We start from the raw sequence: 21037 nt of genomic DNA, 5'->3' as shown, positions 1-21037 counted from the left end.
TGGCAGCACAAAGCAAAAAGGGAAAAATAAAGGTTCGAACCATAAAACTTCAGGTTCTGCAAACGGTAAGAACGGATATCACTAAATGAAATAAACATAAAAAAAGGGAGCCTTGGAAGGCTCCTTTTTCATGTTTAGTTTCTCAAAAGTCTTAAGCTGTTCAGTATAACGAGAATTGTACTTCCTTCATGGCCAATGACGCCATATGGGAGGTCTAGAAATTGAAGGAAATTGGATGCTATCAGGATCATGATGACCGAAATTGAAAAGATGACGTTTTGTTTGATGATTCGATTCATCTTCTTGGATAATTTGACTGCTTCCGCAATGCGTGGCAGATCATTCTTCATCAGAACGACATCCGCTGTCTCCAAGGCAACATCCGTGCCTTCACCCATTGCAATTCCAACAGATGCTGTTGCAAGTGCAGGTGCATCATTAATGCCATCCCCAACCATTGCTACAGTGCCAAAATGTTCTTTCAGCTTTTTCACTTCAGTCACTTTGGTTTCAGGTAGACATTCGGCAATGTATGCATCTATATGGCTCTCCGAAGCAATCGCTTTAGCCGTTTTTTCCCCATCCCCTGTAAGCATGACGGTATGGATGCCCTCATTTTTCAAGGCTTCGATGGCTGTAACGGTTTCTTCACGCACGACATCTTTCAAAGTGAGTATGCCTGCAATTCCTTGATCATCTTTTGCATAAACGATTGTCTTGCCTTGTTCAGCCAATGTCAGTGCAATGCCATTTTGGAATCGTTCTGCTTCACTGCGACCGACGAAATCAGCCTTTCCGACTTGCCAAAGCACGCCATTGATATAGGCTTGAACCCCATTACCTGAGATATCTTCCATGTTATTTGGTTTAATGATATCCTTTTGCAATTTCGATTTGGCATAACGTACGATCGATGTTGCCAAAGGGTGATTCGAATAATTTTCAACAGATGCAATATGAAATAAGAAGTCATCTTCGTTTAAATCTTCGCGGATAATGACATCGGTTACCTCTGGTTTTCCTTTTGTCAATGTACCGGTTTTATCTAAAGCAATTGCCTGCAGATTACCTAGATTCTCAAGATGGATGCCCCCTTTAAATAAAATGCCATGACGGGCTCCATTTGAAATGGCAGAAAGTGTAGCTGGCATGATAGAGGCCACAAGGGCACAAGGAGAAGCGACAACGAGCAGGATCATCGCTCTGTAGAATGTCTCGGTCCAGCTCCACCCCAATAGGAAATGGGGTATGAACATCATCAGGGCGACAACCGTCAATACTACTTTTACATAGGTTCCTTCAAACCGTTCAATGAACAGCTGGGAAGGGGACTTTTCACTTTGTGCGGATTGAACGAGAGTGATTATTTTTTGAAATAAAGTTTCACTTGCCGGTTTGGTGATTTCCACGGTAATCGTTCCTCGGAGATTGACCGTTCCCGCAAATACTTCATCATCCAATGATTTACTGACTGGTATGGATTCGCCAGTGATGGCGGCCTCATCGATATTGGTACGGCCGTCCGTGATTTTTCCATCTGAAGGGACTCTCTCTCCTGGTTTCACTAAAATTAAATCCCCGATATGCAGTTGTGAAACGGATACGGTTTCTTCATATCCGTTAGTGATGCGCAGTGCTTCTTCCGGCTGTAAGTCCATAAGTGCCGAAATTTCTTTATGGCTTTTATTCATCGTGTATGTTTCAAGGGCACCGCTTAAAGCGAAGATGAAAATCAATATGGCGCCTTCCGTCCAGTATCCGATGACCGCAGAACCGATTGCCGCAAAAATCATCAGCATCTCAACATTCAATTCCCGGTCGGCAATCGTATCTTCTATGCCTTCTTTCGCCTTGGCATATCCGCCAATCAAGAAAGAGGCCAAGTAAATGATTATGGAGGCAGTTTCCATTCCATTCTTTGAAAGAGCCCAGCCCAATACTATAAGTAAACCGCTGAATAATGCAGCAATAAGTTCTAGATGAGGTTTTGCTTTTTCCACCCAAGTGGTTTTGCATGCAGCCGGTTGGGTTAAATGTTTAGTATCTGTAGTCATAAGATTCCCTCCCACATTCTTCACTTTTTTTGTGTAAATGATATAGATTATCATTTGTGTTATATCTAATTGAGAAAGATAATCAACGTCATTTCTCTGGATAAAATATGAAAGCTGCCACCGTAATTGCGATGACAGCAATGTTTTCAAAGGTTTATAAACGTGATGTCCCTTTTGTTATTATTATAATACCACATATCCTATTCAGAAATAAAGAAGAATGATTCTAATCTAGTAAAAAATATAAAGTATTTTCTAACCAATATAAAGTCTATTGAAAAATTGAATAATAAAAGAAGCAGTCAAGATAAAAAATTATACTACATAACGGGAGCAGGCATTTTTTCCTTAAACAAGGCCAATGATATGAAGACAAGGAAAAGCATGATACTTATCATATAGAAAAAACTTCCTCCATCAATGTGTTCTATAACCAGGCCGCCAAAGAATGGACCGCCAATGCTGCCGAGACTAAAGAATATACTGCATAATAAATTCCCGGCAGGCAATAGGTTTCTAGGTAAAAGATCTGCCATATAACTGATTCCCAGCGAGAAAGTCGAACCAACCATCATTCCGCCAAACATAAAACAGATGAATAGGCCAAGCACTGAATAGGAATATATCCCTGCAAGAGTGAATATGGCAAACCCTGATATAAGAATCGTCAGCAAGGTCTTTCGCCGTCCAAAACGGTCACTGACCATCCCCAAGGGAATCTGGGTAAGCAGAGTCCCTGCAGAAAATGCCGGAATGATGATGGATACTGCGGTTAAATCGATTCCGGAGCGCAAAGCGAATACAGGGAAATTGCTATTCAATGAGGCTTCAAGCACGCCAAATGTAAACGGAAGTAAAAAAGCGACCCAGGCTATGCGGCTAACTTTCGTAAACCTTTTGAGTGTGCCAAGGAATGATGTGCTTTCAGAATCATCTTGTTCAGGAAGCTCATTTCTAATAAGGAAAACAGTGGACCAAGCCAGAAGGCTAAGTATGGATGTGATGATGAAAGGCAAAGACTGATTGATCTCAAGAAGCTTCGTCATCAGCGGGCCAACCATGAAGCCAAGACTGAAGAAGAGTCCATAAATGGCAAGATTCCTTCCGCGCTTCGCTATTGGTGAAATGGCCGTGATCCAAGTCTGTGTAGCAAAGTGAAGTGTATGATCGCCGATACCAATGAAGAAACGCAGTACGAACCAAAACCAGAATGATTTCCAGACAGGAAATAGGGCAAGTGATACGATGACCGTTAGCCCGCCAAATAATATCAATGGCTTATAGCCGTATTTACGGAGTGGGGCTTCCATAAAAGGAGAAATCAATAGAATTCCAATATAAAGGGAGGCTGCATGAAACCCGTTTAGGGATGAGCTAATTCCTTCATTTTCAAAAATGATGGCAATGATCGGCAGAAGCATCCCTTGAGAAAACCCCGATATGCCGACAATTAAGATTAAAACGCTTAAAAGCAATTTATTATTCATAAAATCATGTCTCCTAAGAAGTGTATACCTTCTTGATGTTACATCTTAGGAAGAGGATTAAGCAATAGAAATTTGGGTAAATATTGTCAAGAAGAGAGGGGATGATAAAATTTTCCTTTGTCATCACCCGAAGATTATGTATGATAGTTTTTGTTACATAAAAAGAACTACAGGATTGTGAGGAGAAGTATCGTGAATAAAATATTTTTGGGGCTTGTCCTGTTAGGCGTCCCTTTATCTGTCATTGGGTCATTATTGCATTGGCCGAGTGTAATCATGTTCATAGTATATTGCTTAACAATCGTGGCGCTGGCAGGCTTCATGGGCCGGGCCACTGAAAGCTTAGCGATCGTTATGGGACCAAGGATTGGCGGTCTCTTGAATGCAACCTTTGGTAATGCAGTAGAATTGATCATATCCATCTTTTCATTAAAGGCGGGGCTAGTGGGTGTCGTGCTGGCGTCTTTGACAGGTTCCGTTTTAGGAAATTTATTGTTGGTAGCAGGACTTTCATTCTTTATCGGAGGGACTAAATACAAACGGCAGAAATTTAATGTATTCGATGCGAGGCATAATGCCGGTCTATTGATTTTTGCAGTAATTGTGGCCTTCGTCATACCGGAAGTATTCACACAAAACATGGGTGAATCAAGCACGATGTCGTTAAGTGTCGGAATTTCCATTATAATGATCATATTATATCTTGCTGCATTATTCTTTAAATTGGTTACACACCGCGGGGTATATCAGCATACAGAGAAACTCGAGGATCATGAAGCGGAAGTACCGGAGTGGAGCAGGAAAAAGGCAATTATAATACTTGCTGCCGCTACATTGGCTGTTGCTTACATATCGGAAAAACTTGTCCATACGTTTAGCGAGGTGGGGGAAGCCTTCGGATGGTCGGAGTTATTCATCGGTGTCATTATCGTAGCGATTGTCGGTAACGCGGCAGAGCATGCTTCCGCCGTCATTATGGCCTATAAAAACAAAATGGATGTCGCTGTGGAGATTGCCGTTGGTTCCACGCTTCAAGTAGCGATGTTCGTTGCTCCTGTACTCGTATTGATTTCGTTAATGTATCCAACGAGTATGCCGCTTGTTTTCACAATGCCAGAACTAATATCAATGGTTACAGCAGTCTTTCTGGTGATCATGATTTCTAATGACGGGGAAACGAACTGGTTTGAAGGGCTTACCTTATTGGCCGCTTACTTCATTATGGGAATTGGATTTTACTTATTATAAGAATGCAGGCCTTCCGATGCGGAAGGTCTTTCTTTTTATAAAATGAAAAAATAAAAATGACTCTGCTCGGGTTAGATTTAGCAGAGTCATTTCTATATTAGTAAATTACCATTCATAAGTTATTCCAAAATTTTTCATCATGCTTTTGAACAAGTTGAGAAAATATTCTAGAGTGTCACACCATCCTTTTACATCAGATTTAAGTATAGGCGAATTCGTTTTCTGTCATCCTTTAAAAGGGTGTCATGGATTGTTCGATAAGCATACCTCCTGAAGGTTTAATAGGTATGAACGATTTCGCCTCCTTTTTATAATGTAAAATAAGTATAACTGATTTGAATAGAAAAGTAAATATTCTGAACTTTACAAATTCATTACAAAGTTGAAATCGGAATGAAATGTATAGAATGTTGGCTAAAAACAAAATCTATAATCAATATGATTGAACCCCTCAAAGGAGTGCGACAGCATGAAAAGAACTATTATTATTACGATGATTGCCCTAATTGCCTTTATTCAGGCGAATGTAAGTTTTGCAGCTGATATACCGGAAGTCAAAGCAAATCAGAATAAGGTGAATATCCCACCTTCAGTATTGAATATTGCAAAGGAGAATACGTATCCGAACCCGACCCAGGATCTTCCGATGCTGCAGCCGAGTAATCTTGCCAAACAATTGATCGATTCGTCGGATATCAAGATTGAAAACCCAGAACTCATCCAAATGTTGAATGAATCCGCAATTGCAAAAGCCCCGCTTGCTTTTGGATACAGGGCAACCATTTACCTTGGCCATTGGGCCTTGAATTATGAGTCTTCTGAAACGGCACCAAACTGGGAATACCAAAAGATCAATACTAATTACTATGATAATCGCGGCGGTGAAGTTCCCTATAAGATCCGTTATGTCCAGGAAAGTCAGAAGGCAGTGAGTGGCGGTCTGACAGCGAAAATTCCAAAGGCTGAGGATGTTCAAAAGATGATGCTGCTAAAAGCCACTGAAAAAACGAATTTGCCTTTGGCTTTTGAAACGATCATCGGAGCTGGTACGAAAAAAGATCAAGTATATAATGTGGCTTCAAATAGGATTGGTTACTTATCCAGTTTTGCTTCCGCCGTCAATGAAAAAGGCAAGGTCACATATGGGGAAGTATATTTGAATCTAAAAGGAAATAAAAGAACCATTACGATAAAGAACATCACTTCACAAGGCATCGGTGCATGGATACCGGTTCAGGACCATGTTTCCTTCAGCTTTACAGTCTCGCAGCAACCAAGGTAAATTGAAAAAACTCGCCGGATTGGCGAGTTTTTCTTCATATGGTTGACTTCCTGATCCTGAAGTCCTCCTTCGGGTAGTAAGCATTTTTGACGAGAACATTCGGGCCTAGACATTTGACTGCCGGGCAGTGGCAGTTCAATTCATTGGCCAGTTTCGAATTCATCCATGTGTCATAGGAATCGGTCAAGGGCTGATCTTTGATATTCCCTAATGTAGGCGCGTCGCCGAAATCGGTCACGATCACTTCCCCAGTGAAAATATTGATGTTCAACCTGGAACGTCCATCAGGGTCATTCCGTACCGTCACTTTATGTGAACCATAAAGGCGTTGAAGCAACTTTATATCCTCTTTACTGTTATTGCAAGGATAAAATGGCAGGGTACCGAAAAGCATCCAAACATTTTCATCACGGATATCCAGCAAATGATGAATCGCTTCACGCATATTATCCAATGGTAAAGTTTCAAGTGCCGAAGCGAAATCGCTTGGATACATCGGATGAATTTCATGTCTTTGACATCCCATTTCATCGACGATCTGTCTGTGAATATGCTCAAGATGAGGCAATGTCCGTTTATTAAGCATCGTTTCAGCAGATACCAGCACACCAGCTTTTGTCAGGGCACGGGAATTTTCGATCATTTTATCGAATAGTTTCTTTCGCTGTTCACGAGATGGTTTTCGATCCATCATGGCAAAGCCGATATCAATGAATTCATCGATCGTTCCCCAATTATGGGAAATGTGCAGAACATCCAAATAAGGAATGATTTCCTCATACCGTTCCAAGTCAAGGGTCAAATTGGAATTGATTTGTGTCCGTACCCCGCGGCTGCGGGCATATTTCAATAGAGGCAAAACATAATTCTTCACTTGTTTTCTTGAAAGCATCGGTTCCCCGCCAGTGATGCTGAGCGAGCGAAGCAAAGGGATCTCATCAAGGCGCTGAATCAGTAATTCCAGAGGCAGGGCATCCGGGTCCTTGGGCTGGAGTGTGTAACCGACGGCACAATGCTCACAACGCATATTGCAAAGGGTGGTGGTGGTGAACTCCACATTGGTGAGGCTGAGTTTTCCATATTGTTCAACGTCCATATATGCTTCCCAAGGATCATACTTGGGTGTAATTGGTGTTAAAGTATCTTGCTTGATTATTGACATATTTAAAACTCCTTACGTAATAATGCACTAACCCATTATGAACAATGGGAATAAAAATTGTCAAATGGCGGAGAGCTGTATTTATAGCTTGCCATTGCACTTTCAAGCAGATTTCGTTACGATGAAAGAAGAACGGAAGGAGAGTGCCTCATGGGAAAATCCATTACAGGTAAAAACGAACAATTAACATACTTAAAAGAACGCCTCACGATGTTCATGGAAGTTCTTGATCATATCGAACCGGAAACTGCGGAGTTGGAAGATATAGACCGTTTAATCGGCATGATAGATGATTTGGAAGGCAAAGTGGAACAATTCAAAACCCGGGAAGACTGATATCTGTTTCGATAGTATGACTTTTTCAATGTTAATATTCATGAAGGGATGACGAGAAACCTGCGTCATCTCTTTTTAATATCAAATCTTCCAATGATTGGTGATGGTATTTGACTTATGGGCTATTTAAGGCGCTTTGATCATTTCTCTCCAAATTGCTATTCATTAAGAAAAATAATTACTTGTTTTCGAAAGATTATGTTAGATGTATAATAAAACGGGTGTAGAATCATTCGCTATTTATAGAGAAGCAGGGAAATGATTAAATCTAAATCTAGGGGAAAATAAGAGGGGGAAGAGAAATTTGGATATTCAAAAATTCCAAGAAAGTATGTACAGTCTTATCGTTGAAACTTCAACGAATCTTCCAAAGGATGTTCGTCGTGCGGTCAAAAGTGCAAAACAACGTGAAAATGCTGGTACTCGTTCTGCATTAAGCTTGGATACCATCACGAATAATATTACAATGGCTGACGACAATGTATCACCGATTTGTCAGGATACTGGTCTGCCGACTTTCAAAATAAAAACTCCAGTTGGCGTGAACCAACTTGAAATAAAAAAAGCAATCCGAAATGCGATCATTTTAGCGACTAAAGGCGGAAAACTTCGTCCAAACGCAGTTGACTCTTTATCGGGTGAAAATAGCGGGGATAACCTTGGGGAAGGTCTTCCAGTCATTAAATTCGATCAATGGGAAAAAGACTATATTGATGTTCGCCTTATCTTAAAAGGCGGCGGCTGTGAAAATAAAAACATCCAATACAGTCTGCCTATGGAACTTGAAGGATTGGGGAAAGCGGGCCGTGATTTGGACGGAATCCGTAAATGTGTACTTCACTCTGTCTACCAAGCACAAGGACAAGGCTGCAGTGCCGGCTTCATCGGCGTTGGTATCGGTGGGGACCGTTCATCCGGATATGATTTGGCAAAGGCGCAACTCTTCCGCAGTAATGAAGATGTGAATCCGAATGAAGACCTTCGTAAACTTGAAGATTACATCATGAAGTCAGCTAATGAATTGGGAATCGGCACGATGGGCTTTGGCGGCGAAACTACACTGCTTGGGTGTAAAATCGGTGTCATGCACCGTATTCCGGCAAGCTTTTTCGTATCCGTTGCTTACAACTGCTGGGCGTTCCGCCGTTTAGGAGTGAAAGTCAATCCTGAAACAGGTGAAATCAATGAGTGGTTGTATCAAGAAGGCGAGAAAATCGACTTTGCTTTAGAAGCAGAAAAAGCAGCCAAGGACGAAGTGGCAGCCGCTGCTGAACCGGACGTTAAAGCTTCCCGTGAAATCACCCTGCAAGCACCAATCACGGAAGAACAAATCCGCGAATTAAAAGTTGGTGACGTAGTTCATATTAACGGCAGAATGTATACAGGCCGTGACGCGATCCACAAGCATTTATCTGAAAATCCTGCACCAATCGACCTGGATGGACAAATCATCTATCATTGTGGCCCGGTTATGCTGAAGGACGAAGAAGGTAAATGGCATGTGAAGGCTGCGGGACCAACGACAAGTATTCGGGAAGAACCATACCAAGGCGATATCATGAAACGATTCGGCATCCGTGCAGTTATCGGTAAAGGCGGAATGGGTCCAAAAACACTAGAGGCACTTAGTGAACACGGCGGCGTTTATCTAAACGCAATCGGCGGGGCTGCTCAATATTATGCAGACTGCATCAAATCCGTCGAAGGTGTGAACTTCACCGAATTTGGTATTCCAGAAGCGATGTGGCATCTGAATGTTGAAGGATTTACTGCCGTAGTTACCATGGATTCACATGGAAACAGCCTGCATAAAGACGTTCAGCAATCTTCGTTGGAAAAATTGGCACAATTCAAAGAACCAGTATTTAAATAATTGTCTGGGAAAAGACGCTCACCAAACGGTTGAGCGTCTTTTGCATATCCTACTTTTCGGTTTCCGGCAGTTGATCGATCCTTGAAGCATCCTCTACATTCAATCCACTTTTCACAAAATGAACAAACACTCCGCCACCTAAACCAAGACAACCAACAAAGCCTATAGTGATAACCCATTCCAGCATTTCATTCCCCCCCTTGCTAAATGTATATGAAAAAAAAGGCGATAATTTACTCGAAAAAGTACAATCTTTTGGAACGCTCGCACATACATTAGAAGGGAAAGGGGGGATTTTCATGCAGAATAGCTACATCTTATTCTTTATCGCCATGTTAACCGGCTTTGCTTTCATCCAACTCCCTGTGGCAAATACGATTTTCTCCGGTCTTGAAACATTCCTTGACGTAGTCGGAATTGTTATCGTTCTCATTTTCGCTATCGCCATTATTTGGAAGGCGGCACAAGCGTTATTTAAAGGATAAACAAAGCATGGGGGGCCCATCCTTTTTGGAGGATAGGCCTTTTTTTTGTGGATTTAGGTTTGGCAGGGAAATACCTCTAATATTTTGGCCCGTGGTACTAAAATTGGTTCCTGAGCGTATTGAATTAGACATAGGGTCCAATAATTCGACATTCACAATATCATGCATATAAATCTCCGTGTTCCAAACAATAAGAAAAAAGGACATGGGGGATATTCCAATGAAAAAAAAGGTGATTTTATCCGCTTTAATATGCTTGATATGCTCTTTGGCAAGCCCAGCTTTTGCAGAATCCTATAACTGGGGTTTCAATAAAGGTAAAAATGGGACACCTGCCGATGCAGGTGAAAAATTCAATGAGATGCTGCCTGAATATGAAGCGATTTATAAAGGGGATACAAGGAAAAAAGTCGTTTATTTAACATTTGATAACGGTTATGAAAATGGCTATACGGCCCAGATTTTAGATGTTCTGAAGAAACATGGTGCACCTGGAGCTTTTTTTGTCACGGGTCATTATTTAAAGACGGCACCTGAGCTTGTTGTCCGTATGGCTAATGAGGGGCATATCGTAGGAAACCATTCATGGAACCATCCGGATATGACCAGCGTGACGGACGATGTGATACGCACGGAGCTTGAGAGGGTAAAAGAAGCAACGGAAAAATTAACGGGGCAAAAAGGAATGAATTACTTAAGGCCGCCTCGTGGGGTATTTAATGAGAGAACGATGAGAGTCGCAAAAAAAGAAGGGTATTACCACATCTTCTGGTCACTGGCATATAAAGACTGGATTGTTGATCAACAAAAGGGTGCCGCGTTCGCACACGATGAAGTGCTTAAGCAGATTCATCCTGGCGCTATTTTATTACTGCATACCGTATCGAAGGATAATGCGGAAGCATTGGACTCGATTCTGACGGATCTTGAAAAACAGGGGTACACATTCAGTAGCCTGGATGCTTTAATGATTGAGAAACAATTGCCGAACCGAATGCTTTATTAAAATGAGAAGCGGGTCCTGTAGTGATAATTCAGGTCCCGCTTTTATCCATTCTCTTTAATTTCAAGTAATATTTCTGGAAACATGCTATAATACGTGGAAAACTGCTAAAGGATGGATCGCTTGTGTGGACAGAAAAATTACAGGTTCAAGGACCCTATAATTTCGATCTAGTTCTCGAACGATTATCGTTAGACCCACTTCAGGTAGTTGATTTTACTAACAGGACGGTAAAAGTTCCGCTATATATAGAAAAAGAACCAATCGTTTTACAGGTTCAGGCAATAGGAAATATCGATGAACCATCCTTTATCATCAAAGGTCATTCAGAGGTTTACAAGTCAAAAGCAATCGAACGGTTAAAAAAGGTTTTTCATTGGCATCAGCCATTAGAAGGCGTTTCCCGGCATTTCCGGGAAACGGATTTAAGTAAAATCTTCGAAGAGCACCGCGGTACTGCCATAGTCTTGGACTTCGATTACTACAGTTGCCTCGTCAAATGCATCATACATCAGCAATTGAACTTATCCTTTGCCCATACGCTCACGGAACGATTCGTTAAAACCTTCGGCTACCAGTTGGAAGGTGCCTGGTTTTACCCGACACCGGAAACAACAGCCCAACTTCAAATCGAACAATTAAGAGCCATTCAATTCAGTGGCCGGAAAGCCGAATACGTCATCGGACTTTCAGAGCAAATCATTCAAGGCCATCTCAACCTTGATATAATGGAAAAGCTATCCGATCAAGAGGTTATGGACACACTAATAAAAATACGCGGTATCGGTAGATGGACGGCTGAAAACTTCCTGCTTTTTGGACTTGGCCGGCCGAACCTATTTCCTAAAGCCGATATTGGCATTCAAAATGCCTTGAAAATATTATATGGCTTACCGCAAAAGCCAACCCAAGAAGAAATGGAGTCCTATAGTGTGAAATGGGCCCCATATCTAAGCTACGCTTCCCTCTATTTGTGGAGAAGCATTGAAAAACGGAGTGAAAAGAAATGACAAACATTCAAGATACAAAACTGGAAGTGAATCAAACCCTTCCCCTTACGATTAAACGGCTGGGCATTAACGGGGAGGGAGTCGGTTATTTCAAAAAGAAAGTCGTCTTCGTCCCAGGTGCATTGCCTGGTGAAGAAATTGTAGCTTTGGTCACAAAGGTTCAGCCAAACTTCACCGAGGCGAAAATAAAAACCATCCGTAAAGAATCACCGCATCGCATTGCAGCGCCATGTCCGGTTTACGCTGAATGCGGCGGATGTCAGTTACAGCATTTAAGCTATGCCCAGCAGCTAATTGAAAAACGCGATATCGTCATTCAAGCGATGGAACGTCATTCTGGATTCCCAGTTTCTTCATTAAATGTAAAAGAAACGATCGGCATGGAAGATCCTTGGAATTACCGTAACAAAAGTCAGTACCAAGTCGGCCAAAAAGATGGCAAATTGATTGCTGGCCTTTACGGCTTGAATTCCCACACACTGATCGATATCCCGAATTGCCTTGTACAGCATAAGGCAACAAATAAGGTAACGCGGACAGTGAAAAAGATACTAAAGAACCTGAACATCTCGATTTATAACGAAAGAAAAAGAAAAGGTGTGATCCGTACGGTCATCACACGGGTAGGATTTGAAACAGGTGAAGTGCAGGTTGTCCTCGTTACTGGTGCGGAGGAAATTCCACAAAAAGATCAGTTGCTTAAACAAATTCGTGACCAACTGCCAGAAGTGAAATCGGTCGTTCAAAACATCAACAACCGGAACACATCACTTATCTTTGGCGAAAAAACGATTCACCTGGCAGGCGAAAAAGTCATCAACGAAACATTGGGTGACCTATCATACGAACTATCAGCCCGTACATTCTTCCAGCTTAACCCGGTCCAAACTGTTCGCTTATATGATGAAGTGAAAAAAGCGGCAGCCTTAACCGGCACGGAAAAAGTGGTTGACGCTTATTGCGGTGTCGGGACCATTGGCCTATGGCTGTCCGAAAATGCCAAGGAAGTCAGAGGAATGGACGTCATTAAAGAATCCATTGAGGACGCCAAGAAAAATGCCAAAAAACATAAACGGAACAATGTATACTATGAAACAGGCAAAGCCGAGAATATCCTTCCACGCTGGACCAAAGAAGGCTGGAAACCGGACGTACTGGTCGTCGACCCGCCAAGATCCGGCTGTGATCAATCGTTACTGCAGACAATCTTGAAAGTTAAACCGAAAACCATTGTGTACGTATCATGCAACCCGTCTACATTGGCGAAGGACTTACAAGAACTGGGCTCTTCTTATCGCGTGGAGGCCATGCAGCCTGTGGACATGTTCCCACAGACGAGCCATGTTGAAGTAGTGACCTCATTGAAGCTGATTGAAGAATAACCAGAGTGATCCGGGAATCTGTAAAAGGTTCTCGGATTTTAATCTGCGTTTATTTCCATCCATTTGTGAAATAATGAAAGTACTGTGAAAATCGAGAAATACATAGGAGGGTTTTGGATGCATAATCATGATATATTAATTCGATTAAGATATGCGCTGGATATTAAAGATAAAGATATGGTTGAGATATTTAAACTCGGGGAGATTGAAGTGACAAGAGAAGAAGTCATGCAGATGCTCACAAAACCAAAAGATGATTATTATGATGAATATGATGAATTTGATGATGATATGGATGAAGCTGAAGATGGGGTAAACTGCAATAACATGATGCTAGAGTCCTTCTTAAATGGTTTGATCATTTTTAAACGAGGGAGACAAGAGCCAAAACCTGGTCAGCCTCAAAGTCAGGCACCGGCTGTAAAGAATAAGGAAAGTGTGAATAATATCCTTCTGAAGAAACTGAAAATAGCATTGACATTAACAAGTGAGGATATGATTGATATCTTGGAAGATGCAGGAGTCATGATAACCAAAGGGGAATTAAGCGCTATATTAAGAAAAGTGGGTCATAGGAATTATAAAGAGTGCGGGGATCGATACGCCAGGAATTTCCTAAAAGGATTAACTTTGAGATATAGGGGATAAGGGTTCTGTAACCTCATGATATTTAGGCCTTGATTTCGTGAAAAGCACTTTTCCGATTTCAGGGTCTTTTTCTATTCGAAGACATTAGAAAGTGAGAAATAATTTGAAAACAGAAGGCATCCCTTAGACACCTTCTGCACATTCATACAAATTGATTAACCTCTTAAAAAGTCTGGTTTTGCGAAATGGGGGTTGGGATAATTATAGAAGCCTTCTCCTGCTTCTCTTCCGATTTTCCCTTTATCGATATACTCTGTTTTCAATAAGTTAGCCAGCTTTTCAAACTCTGGATCACCTGTCGCTTTCGCTTTTGCAAGTGAAATATTATAAGCGGTATTGATTCCTACCACATCTAAAATGGCGAAAGGTCCAAGCGGTGCTCCTGTTGCGACCATCCACGTTTTATCGATGGTTTCCGTATCAGCCACTCCTTTTAATAAGAGCATTTGGGCAGCATCCAAAAGAGGAACCAATAAGGAATTCAAAATATAGCCTGGCTGCTCTTTATGTAAAGGCAGAGGAACCATTCCAATCGCTTTGGCAAATTCAATCACTTCATCGAACACTTCATTATCCGTTCCTGGATGTTTCATGATTTCTGCGGTATTGTTTTTCCAGATTTCATTAGCGAAGTGTAAAGCCAGGAATTTTTTTGGACGGCCTGTCGCTTCGGCAAATTGGCTTGGTAATAATGTAGAAGAGTTCGTGGCGAAAATTGTTTTTTCAGGAGCAACTTTTCCTAACTCCGTGTAAAAATCCGTTTTGATTTGAACCACTTCTGGAATCGCTTCGATCACAAGGTCAGCTTCGGCAACTGCCACAGATAAATTACTGTGGAAAGATATGCGGGCATAAGCAGTATTAAGATCTTTCTCAGTAGCGCCTATGTCTTCTTTATAGTATGGCTTCAAATTAATGATCCTATCTTTTGCACGTTCTAATGCTTCATCATTGATATCATATACTGACACGTTGAGCCCTTTGAATGCGGTTTGAAATGCGATCTGACTTCCTAAAACGCCGCTGCCGGCAATCGTGATGTTTTTATAATTCACAGCCATTCTCCTTTATTTCTTTAAATATCTCTTCTTGTTAATTATTTCACTTATCTTGAAAATAGATGCAGGAATAAACTTGATATAGTTTTTTTCCCTTTAAAAGAACGGATAAACACGCATATAGGCAGACCGTTTTTAGTGGTTTATATCATTCGTTTATGGGAAGAAGAAACATAGAGAAGCATGATAGGAGGAATGAAAGATGGCCAAAACAATTTTCATTACTGGAGCGGGCAGCGGGCTTGGAAGAGGAGCTGCACTCGGGTTAGCAAAGCAGGGGCACCGTGTAATCGCCACAACGGAAATCACTTCCCAGAAAACGGATCTTATGAGGGAGGCGCAGGAACGGGGCTTGGATATGGAAGTCTTCAAATTGAATATTGCAAATGAACGTGATCGAGCAAGAATTGATAATCATGATTTTGATGTATTTGTTGCAAATGCGGCGATCAATGAAGGAGGACCGCTCGGAGAAATGCCGATGGACCGATTCAGGGCAATCTTCGAAGTAAATGTTTTTGCTACACTTGAATCCGTTCAGTTTGCTGCAAGAAAGCTGATCAAAAAAGGAAAAGGGAAAATCGTGTTCTTAAGTTCAATGGCTGGGACCATCACGACACCATACGGAGGTCCGTATGCAGCAACCAAACATGCCATCGAGGGAATGGCATTAACCTTGAAGGATGAGCTGGAGGAGTTTGGGGTGCAGGTTGCGACTATCAATCCGGGTGCCTACAATACCGGTTTTAACGACAGGGCAGCTGAGGAAAAATGGAAATGGTTCGATGAAGAAAAGAATTTTACAAGGGCAGAGGATATGAAAAAGCAAGAAAAGGGATTAAAGAACCAATTCGATCCGGATGACATGATAGAGAAGATGATCGAAATCATCCCGGCTGACCACCATAAATTCCGAACGGTCCATCCCGAGAAAACGGAAAAACAGATGAAGGAGACCGAAAAGGAAAGGTGGGATATGGAAATCTGATTTAGCCTGAAGGTTATGGAGCACTACTGTCCTAGGAGCAGTGCGTTAGAGGGGTAATTTGTAAGTTGTGCATGAATTGTGGACAAAGGAAAAGAAATAGGGAAAATCCTTATTCTTATTCTCTTTCTCCCATTCTTTTGCATGGCTTTTTGTTTTTTTGATCTCTCTAAGTGAGACTTAATTGTATCCGAGCTGATCAACAGCTCTTTTTTATTGTTGTAATGGACTTAAGGGTCCATTAGTACAATGTAAAACAGACAAAAAAAGAGGATGATTAATCCCCTTAGTTTACTTGTCTTCATTTGTTTGTTCATCAGGTTTTTGGACGATTTCTTTTAGTTCCCCAATGTCACCTTTTGCATTGATAATCTCAAAAATCTCATTTAGGCCTTCTGAGGTTTTTTCATCTTCTGTTTTCACTATATCCCTCCTTAGTGGTTATTTGTTAATGTCTCCAAAAAACAGAAGATAAAACATCGTTCACATTGAAAATTGATGAGGATTTTCACCTCGTATTTCCGTTGATATAAGCGCATTTTAAGCGGATGTTTATTGTAAAACTACAAAAAATCCGATTTTTTTGTCCGCACAATATGGACAACGTTAAAATTATCTATTATTATGATTGTTATAACTCTTAGTATAAAGGGATTTAGGTTGATCTTGTGTGTGTTTTTGGAGAAGACACATGTATTTTCAGAAAAAAGGAAATAAATACAATGTTTTTTAAATAGGGGTAAAACATATAAAAATTCTACATTTATTCCAGCCATCAATGAGGGGGTATATTAAATGTCAAGTGAAGTATTAAATCAATTTTTGAAAGAAAATTTGGAAGATTTAAAAGAAAAGGGACTATACAACGTAATTGATCCGGTGGAAGGTCCAAACGGTCCGGTAATCACCATTGCAGGCAGGAAGTTAATTAATTTATCATCGAATAACTATTTAGGATTAGCAACAGATCGACGATTAATAGAGGCTTGCATAGAAGCGACGAAAACATATGGTGTCGGAGCCGGTGCCGTACGTACAATTAACGGAACATTGGATATTCACGTCAAATTAGAAGAAAAGCTTGCAGAATTTAAACATACAGAAGCCGCCATTGCTTATCAATCTGGATTTAACTGTAATATGGCAGCGATTTCAGGAGTGATGGATAAACATGATGCCATTCTTTCAGATGAACTGAATCATGCTTCAATCATTGATGGATGTCGATTATCCAAGGCGAAAATTATTCCCTTTATCCATTCCGACATGGACGATTTACGGACAAAAGCACGCCAAGCAAAGGAGTCCGGATTGTATAACAAAGTCATGATCATTACTGATGGAGTTTTCTCGATGGACGGGGATATTGCCAAGCTTCCTGAAATTGTGGAAATTGCAGAAGAGTTTGACTTAATCACGTATGTTGATGATGCACATGGATCGGGTGTATTGGGTAATGGTGCGGGAACGGTAAAACATTTTGGGTTATCGGATAAAGTGGATTTCCAAATTGGAACATTATCCAAAGCCATTGGTGTTGTTGGAGGCTATGTAGCAGGAAAGAAAGATTTGATTGATTGGTTAAAGGTGAGAAGCCGTCCATTTTTATTTTCAACGGCTGCCACACCGGGAGCAGTTGCAGCTAGTATAGAAGCCATCGAGATTTTGATGAGTAGCTCAGAACTTCAAAATAAGCTGTGGGAAAACAGCGATTACTTGAAAAAAGGCCTAAAGGAATTAGGGTTTGATATCGGGGAGAGCGAAACACCGATTACGCCTTGCATCATAGGGGATGAAGCAAAAACGCAGCAATTCAGCAAGAGGCTGAATGAAGAAGGTGTGTATGCTAAATCCATCGTATTCCCTACCGTTCCAAAGGGTACAGGAAGAGTGAGGAATATGCCTACTGCTGCTCATACAAAAGAGATGCTGGACCGTGCAATAGCCATTTATGAAAAAGTGGGAAAAGAGATGTCGATCATATAAGAGATTGCTTGTTTCAGAGTTTAAAACATAGGGAGGGATTTTTGATGAAAAAGGTACTGGTAACGGGGGCTTTAGGTCAAATTGGTTCAGAACTTACGCTGAAAATGAGAGAGATTTATGGAGCTGACAATATCATTGCAACAGATATTCGAAAAACGGACAGCGATGTTGCCCTATCAGGTCCATTTGAGATTTTAGATGTTACAGATGAAAAAGCGATGTTTAACATGGCAAAAAAACATGAAGTGGATACAATTATACATTTAGCCGCTTTATTGTCAGCAACAGCTGAAAAGAAACCTCTTTTAGCTTGGCATTTAAACATGGGCGGATTGGTCAATGCTTTGGAATCGGCACGGGAACTCGATTGCCAATTATTCACACCTAGTTCGATTGGTGCGTTTGGCCCAACCACTCCTAAAGATTGGACACCGCAAGACATCATTCAACGGCCGAATACGATGTACGGGGTGAATAAAGTATCCGGAGAGTTATTATGTGATTATTATCATCATAAATTTGGGGTTGATACGAGGGGGCTTCGATTCCCGGGACTGATTTCGTATGTCACACCTCCTGGCGGTGGAACTACCGACTATGCAGTTGAAATTTACTATGAAGCGATTAAAAATAAGCGATATACTTCTTACATTGATAAGGGAACGTATATGGATATGATGTATATGCCTGATGCTTTAGCTGCCATCATTAATCTAATGGAGGCAGATGCCTCAAAATTAAAACATCGCAATTCTTTCAATGTGTCAGCCATGAGCTTTGATCCGGAGCAAATTGCTGCCGAGATTAAAAGGCATATTCCGGAATTTATCATGAATTATGAGGTCGATCCTGTAAGACAATCCATTGCTGATAGTTGGCCGAATACAATAGATTCAACTTGTGCAAAGGAAGAGTGGGGATTCAAGGCGGAATATGATTTAGAGAAAATGACGAATGATATGTTATTGAAGCTGAGATTAAAGTCCCTTTTAGTAACAGCATGAATTAACCTGCCTGCCGAATAAAAGAGTTGCAATACTCTTTTATTCGAGTTATTTTATACAGAGGAATTTTAACGCTTAAGGGTGGGCTGTTATAAACGATAAAAAGTAAGCGCTTTCTATCACACCTTGAACAGAATTAAGATATACATGAAATTTGATAGTAATCTTTCTAACTGTCAATTAAGAGTGAAGAATGATTTTATGAGGCAGCTTTAAGAAAGATTCAAAAAAGTGGAGCCTGCTATATCATTTCTATACTAAATAGGGAGTGTATTAAGCATCTTGCATTAAATTTCGACTATTAGTAGTGTAGGGGGAAATGGAATGGCAAACAAAGATTTGAATAGGGACTTGAAAAGTCGTCATATTCAGATGATCGCTTTGGGCGGAACGATTGGTGTCGGCTTATTTATGGGTTCAGCCAGCACGATTCAATGGACAGGTCCGTCAGTGATGTTAGCTTATGCGATCTCTGGGATATTTATATTCTTAATCATGCGTGCAATGGGGGAAATGTTGTATTTAGAGCCAAGTACAGGTTCATTTGCAACATTTGGTTATAAGTACATTCATCCATTGGCAGGGTATATGACTGCATGGAGTAACTGGTTCCAGTGGGTTATTGTCGGGATGGCAGAAATTATTGCAGTGGGGACGTACATGCAGTACTGGTACCCTGATCTCCCGGGTTGGATTCCAGGTTTAATCGCAATGTTGATTCTTGGAGCAGCGAACTTAATTTCAGTTAAATCCTTTGGGGAAATTGAATTTTGGTTTGCACTGATTAAAATCGTAACGATCATATTAATGATCGTTGCAGGATTTGGACTTATTTTCTTTGGAATCGGTAATGGAGGGGAAGCCTTAGGATTATCGAATCTTTGGGAACATGGTGGTTTATTTACAGGTGGTTGGAAGGGCTTCTTCTTTGCTCTCTCACTGGTGGTTGCCGCTTATCAAGGTGTAGAATTAATCGGGATTACGGCTGGTGAAGCAAAAAATCCTCAAGAAACGATAACCAAAGCGATTCAAAGTACCATTTGGCGTATTTTAATTTTCTATATCGGTGCGATTTTCATTATTGTAACCGTTTACCCTTGGGATCAATTAAGTGCGATTGGCAGTCCATTTGTTGCTACTTTTGCGAAAGTTGGTATCACCGCAGCAGCTGGAATCATTAATTTTGTCGTAATTACGGCTGCTATGTCAGGCTGCAATAGTGGTATTTACAGTGCAGGACGCATGCTTTACACATTAGGGATGAATGGCCAAGCGCCAAAATTCTTTGCGAAAGTATCTAATAGCGGTGTACCTTTATTCGGTACGTTCGGAGTGATAGTCGGATTAGCAATTGGGGTTGTTTTAAGTTATATTGCACCAGAAAATTTATTTGTGCATGTATATAGTGCGAGTGTACTTCCTGGTATGATTCCTTGGTTTGTCATTCTGATCAGCCAAATCCAATTCAGGAAGATTAAAAAAGCTGAAATGCACAATCATCCATTCAAAATGCCTTTTGCACCTGTTACAAACTACCTGACCATCGCTTTCTTGATCATGGTATTAATCGGTATGTGGTTTAATGATGACACACGTATATCACTAATGGTCGGAATAGGTTTTCTGGCTATCGTTGCAATTAGTTATTTCGCTTTTGGAATAGGCAAGCGTGTACAAGCCGATGCTCAGACAATGGCTCAGAAGGAAGATAAAGTGGGTTAATCCATCATTCACTTTGGGTTTTGCAAAGGGTTGCTTCGGCAGCCCTTTTCCAATGAAACTAAAGGGCAGCTTAGTTAACAAGAGATGATAAAATGATAGTTGAAGATGAAAGTTGTGCCATAGATATTGCTTGTTGGATATATGAGGTGTATAGTGTGACCTTGGATATCCCGAGAAGCAACTGAAAACAGTAAGTAAGGTTCTTGTTGAGCCCCTTGTTTAATTAACAGCTTTCTGGGCTATGGTGATTGGGGTCAGTGTACGTTTCCGCCAAAGTTTAGCGTAAGTTAACTGCGATGTGATTACTTCTTA

At 41.0% G+C, this 21037-nt stretch carries 19 protein-coding genes; 13 read left to right on the top strand and 6 right to left on the bottom strand.

The window, feature by feature from the left end; genetic code table 11:
* Positions 1-134 precede the first annotated feature (134 nt).
* Together ACFVSH_RS00895 and ACFVSH_RS00890 are read right to left on the bottom strand one after the other, a co-directional pair.
* A complete protein-coding gene (locus tag ACFVSH_RS00895; RefSeq protein ID WP_387704380.1) occupies positions 135-2054 on the bottom strand; it encodes a heavy metal translocating P-type ATPase in 1920 nt (639 codons plus the stop codon).
* Between the two features lie 320 nt (positions 2055-2374).
* A complete protein-coding gene (locus tag ACFVSH_RS00890; protein WP_387601952.1) occupies positions 2375-3541 on the bottom strand; it encodes an MFS transporter in 1167 nt (388 codons plus the stop codon).
* 189 nt (positions 3542-3730) lie between these two features.
* Here ACFVSH_RS00890 and cax point away from each other — a divergent pair, with 189 nt between their 5' ends.
* On the top strand, positions 3731-4789 hold the full coding sequence (gene cax, locus ACFVSH_RS00885; RefSeq protein WP_387602118.1) for a calcium/proton exchanger: 1059 nt from the start codon (positions 3731-3733) through the stop codon (positions 4787-4789).
* Between the two features lie 469 nt (positions 4790-5258).
* A complete protein-coding gene (locus ACFVSH_RS00880) occupies positions 5259-6071 on the top strand; it encodes a YfkD famly protein (protein ID WP_387601955.1) in 813 nt (270 codons plus the stop codon).
* Positions 6072-6105: 34 nt separating this feature from the next.
* Here ACFVSH_RS00880 and yfkAB read toward each other — a convergent pair whose 3' ends face one another.
* Positions 6106-7233, bottom strand: coding sequence for a radical SAM/CxCxxxxC motif protein YfkAB (yfkAB, locus tag ACFVSH_RS00875; protein ID WP_387704378.1), 1128 nt, complete (start codon positions 7231-7233; stop codon positions 6106-6108).
* A gap of 150 nt (positions 7234-7383) precedes the next feature.
* Here yfkAB and ACFVSH_RS00870 point away from each other — a divergent pair, with 150 nt between their 5' ends.
* Both ACFVSH_RS00870 and ACFVSH_RS00865 read left to right on the top strand, forming a co-directional pair.
* Positions 7384-7569, top strand: a complete 186-nt coding sequence (locus ACFVSH_RS00870; protein ID WP_387601961.1) for an SE1561 family protein — start codon at positions 7384-7386, stop codon at positions 7567-7569.
* A gap of 304 nt (positions 7570-7873) precedes the next feature.
* Positions 7874-9442, top strand: coding sequence for a fumarate hydratase (locus tag ACFVSH_RS00865; RefSeq protein ID WP_311202561.1), 1569 nt, complete (start codon positions 7874-7876; stop codon positions 9440-9442).
* Between the two features lie 49 nt (positions 9443-9491).
* On the opposite strand, the gene ACFVSH_RS00860 is transcribed toward ACFVSH_RS00865, so the two are convergent.
* Positions 9492-9629: a hypothetical protein gene (locus tag ACFVSH_RS00860; protein WP_387704376.1), complete on the bottom strand. Its 138-nt coding sequence runs from the start codon at positions 9627-9629 to the stop codon at positions 9492-9494.
* Between the two features lie 112 nt (positions 9630-9741).
* Between ACFVSH_RS00860 and ACFVSH_RS00855 the strand changes: the two genes are divergently transcribed.
* The 5 genes from ACFVSH_RS00855 to ACFVSH_RS00835 all read left to right on the top strand — a co-directional run bounded on the left by ACFVSH_RS00855 (position 9742) and on the right by ACFVSH_RS00835 (position 13970).
* A complete protein-coding gene (locus ACFVSH_RS00855; protein WP_387601968.1) occupies positions 9742-9927 on the top strand; it encodes a hypothetical protein in 186 nt (61 codons plus the stop codon).
* Positions 9928-10147: 220 nt separating this feature from the next.
* Complete coding sequence (pdaA, locus tag ACFVSH_RS00850; protein ID WP_387704374.1) at positions 10148-10933, top strand: delta-lactam-biosynthetic de-N-acetylase; 786 nt, start codon at positions 10148-10150, stop codon at positions 10931-10933.
* Between the two features lie 122 nt (positions 10934-11055).
* A complete protein-coding gene (locus ACFVSH_RS00845) occupies positions 11056-11940 on the top strand; it encodes a DNA-3-methyladenine glycosylase family protein (RefSeq protein WP_387601974.1) in 885 nt (294 codons plus the stop codon).
* A complete protein-coding gene (gene rlmD / locus ACFVSH_RS00840) occupies positions 11937-13322 on the top strand; it encodes a 23S rRNA (uracil(1939)-C(5))-methyltransferase RlmD (protein ID WP_260286586.1) in 1386 nt (461 codons plus the stop codon). Before ACFVSH_RS00845 ends, rlmD begins: the two co-directional genes overlap by 4 nt.
* A gap of 117 nt (positions 13323-13439) precedes the next feature.
* Complete coding sequence (locus tag ACFVSH_RS00835) at positions 13440-13970, top strand: YehS family protein (RefSeq protein ID WP_387601976.1); 531 nt, start codon at positions 13440-13442, stop codon at positions 13968-13970.
* A 155-nt stretch (positions 13971-14125) separates the two neighbouring features.
* Here the strand turns inward: ACFVSH_RS00835 and ACFVSH_RS00830 are convergent, their stop codons facing one another.
* A complete protein-coding gene (locus tag ACFVSH_RS00830) occupies positions 14126-15025 on the bottom strand; it encodes a 3-hydroxyacyl-CoA dehydrogenase (protein WP_387601979.1) in 900 nt (299 codons plus the stop codon).
* Positions 15026-15230: 205 nt separating this feature from the next.
* On the opposite strand from ACFVSH_RS00830, the gene ACFVSH_RS00825 reads away from it, so the two are divergent.
* The gene (locus tag ACFVSH_RS00825; RefSeq protein WP_387704372.1) at positions 15231-16016 is read left to right on the top strand and encodes an SDR family oxidoreductase; all 786 of its coding nucleotides are present in this window, start codon (positions 15231-15233) and stop codon (positions 16014-16016) included.
* A 288-nt stretch (positions 16017-16304) separates the two neighbouring features.
* Here the strand turns inward: ACFVSH_RS00825 and ACFVSH_RS00820 are convergent, their stop codons facing one another.
* Positions 16305-16436, bottom strand: coding sequence for a hypothetical protein (locus ACFVSH_RS00820; RefSeq protein WP_258832873.1), 132 nt, complete (start codon positions 16434-16436; stop codon positions 16305-16307).
* A gap of 372 nt (positions 16437-16808) precedes the next feature.
* Between ACFVSH_RS00820 and ACFVSH_RS00815 the strand changes: the two genes are divergently transcribed.
* From ACFVSH_RS00815 to ACFVSH_RS00805, 3 genes are all read left to right on the top strand, one after another.
* Positions 16809-17999, top strand: a complete 1191-nt coding sequence (locus ACFVSH_RS00815; RefSeq protein WP_387601981.1) for a glycine C-acetyltransferase — start codon at positions 16809-16811, stop codon at positions 17997-17999.
* Between the two features lie 44 nt (positions 18000-18043).
* Positions 18044-19003 carry an L-threonine 3-dehydrogenase gene (locus ACFVSH_RS00810; RefSeq protein ID WP_192207782.1) on the top strand — a complete coding sequence of 320 codons (960 nt, stop codon included), beginning with the start codon at positions 18044-18046 and terminating at the stop codon, positions 19001-19003.
* Positions 19004-19327: 324 nt separating this feature from the next.
* The gene (locus ACFVSH_RS00805) at positions 19328-20725 is read left to right on the top strand and encodes an amino acid permease (RefSeq protein WP_260286592.1); all 1398 of its coding nucleotides are present in this window, start codon (positions 19328-19330) and stop codon (positions 20723-20725) included.
* The last annotated feature ends 312 nt before the right edge of the window (positions 20726-21037 follow it).

Origin of the sequence: Peribacillus sp. NPDC058002 (assembly GCF_042886655.1) — a bacterium.
GTDB lineage: Bacteria > Bacillota > Bacilli > Bacillales > DSM-1321 > Peribacillus > Peribacillus aracenensis.
Note: the sequence above shows the minus strand (reverse complement) of the source record. Positions and strands in the feature narration are given on the sequence as shown.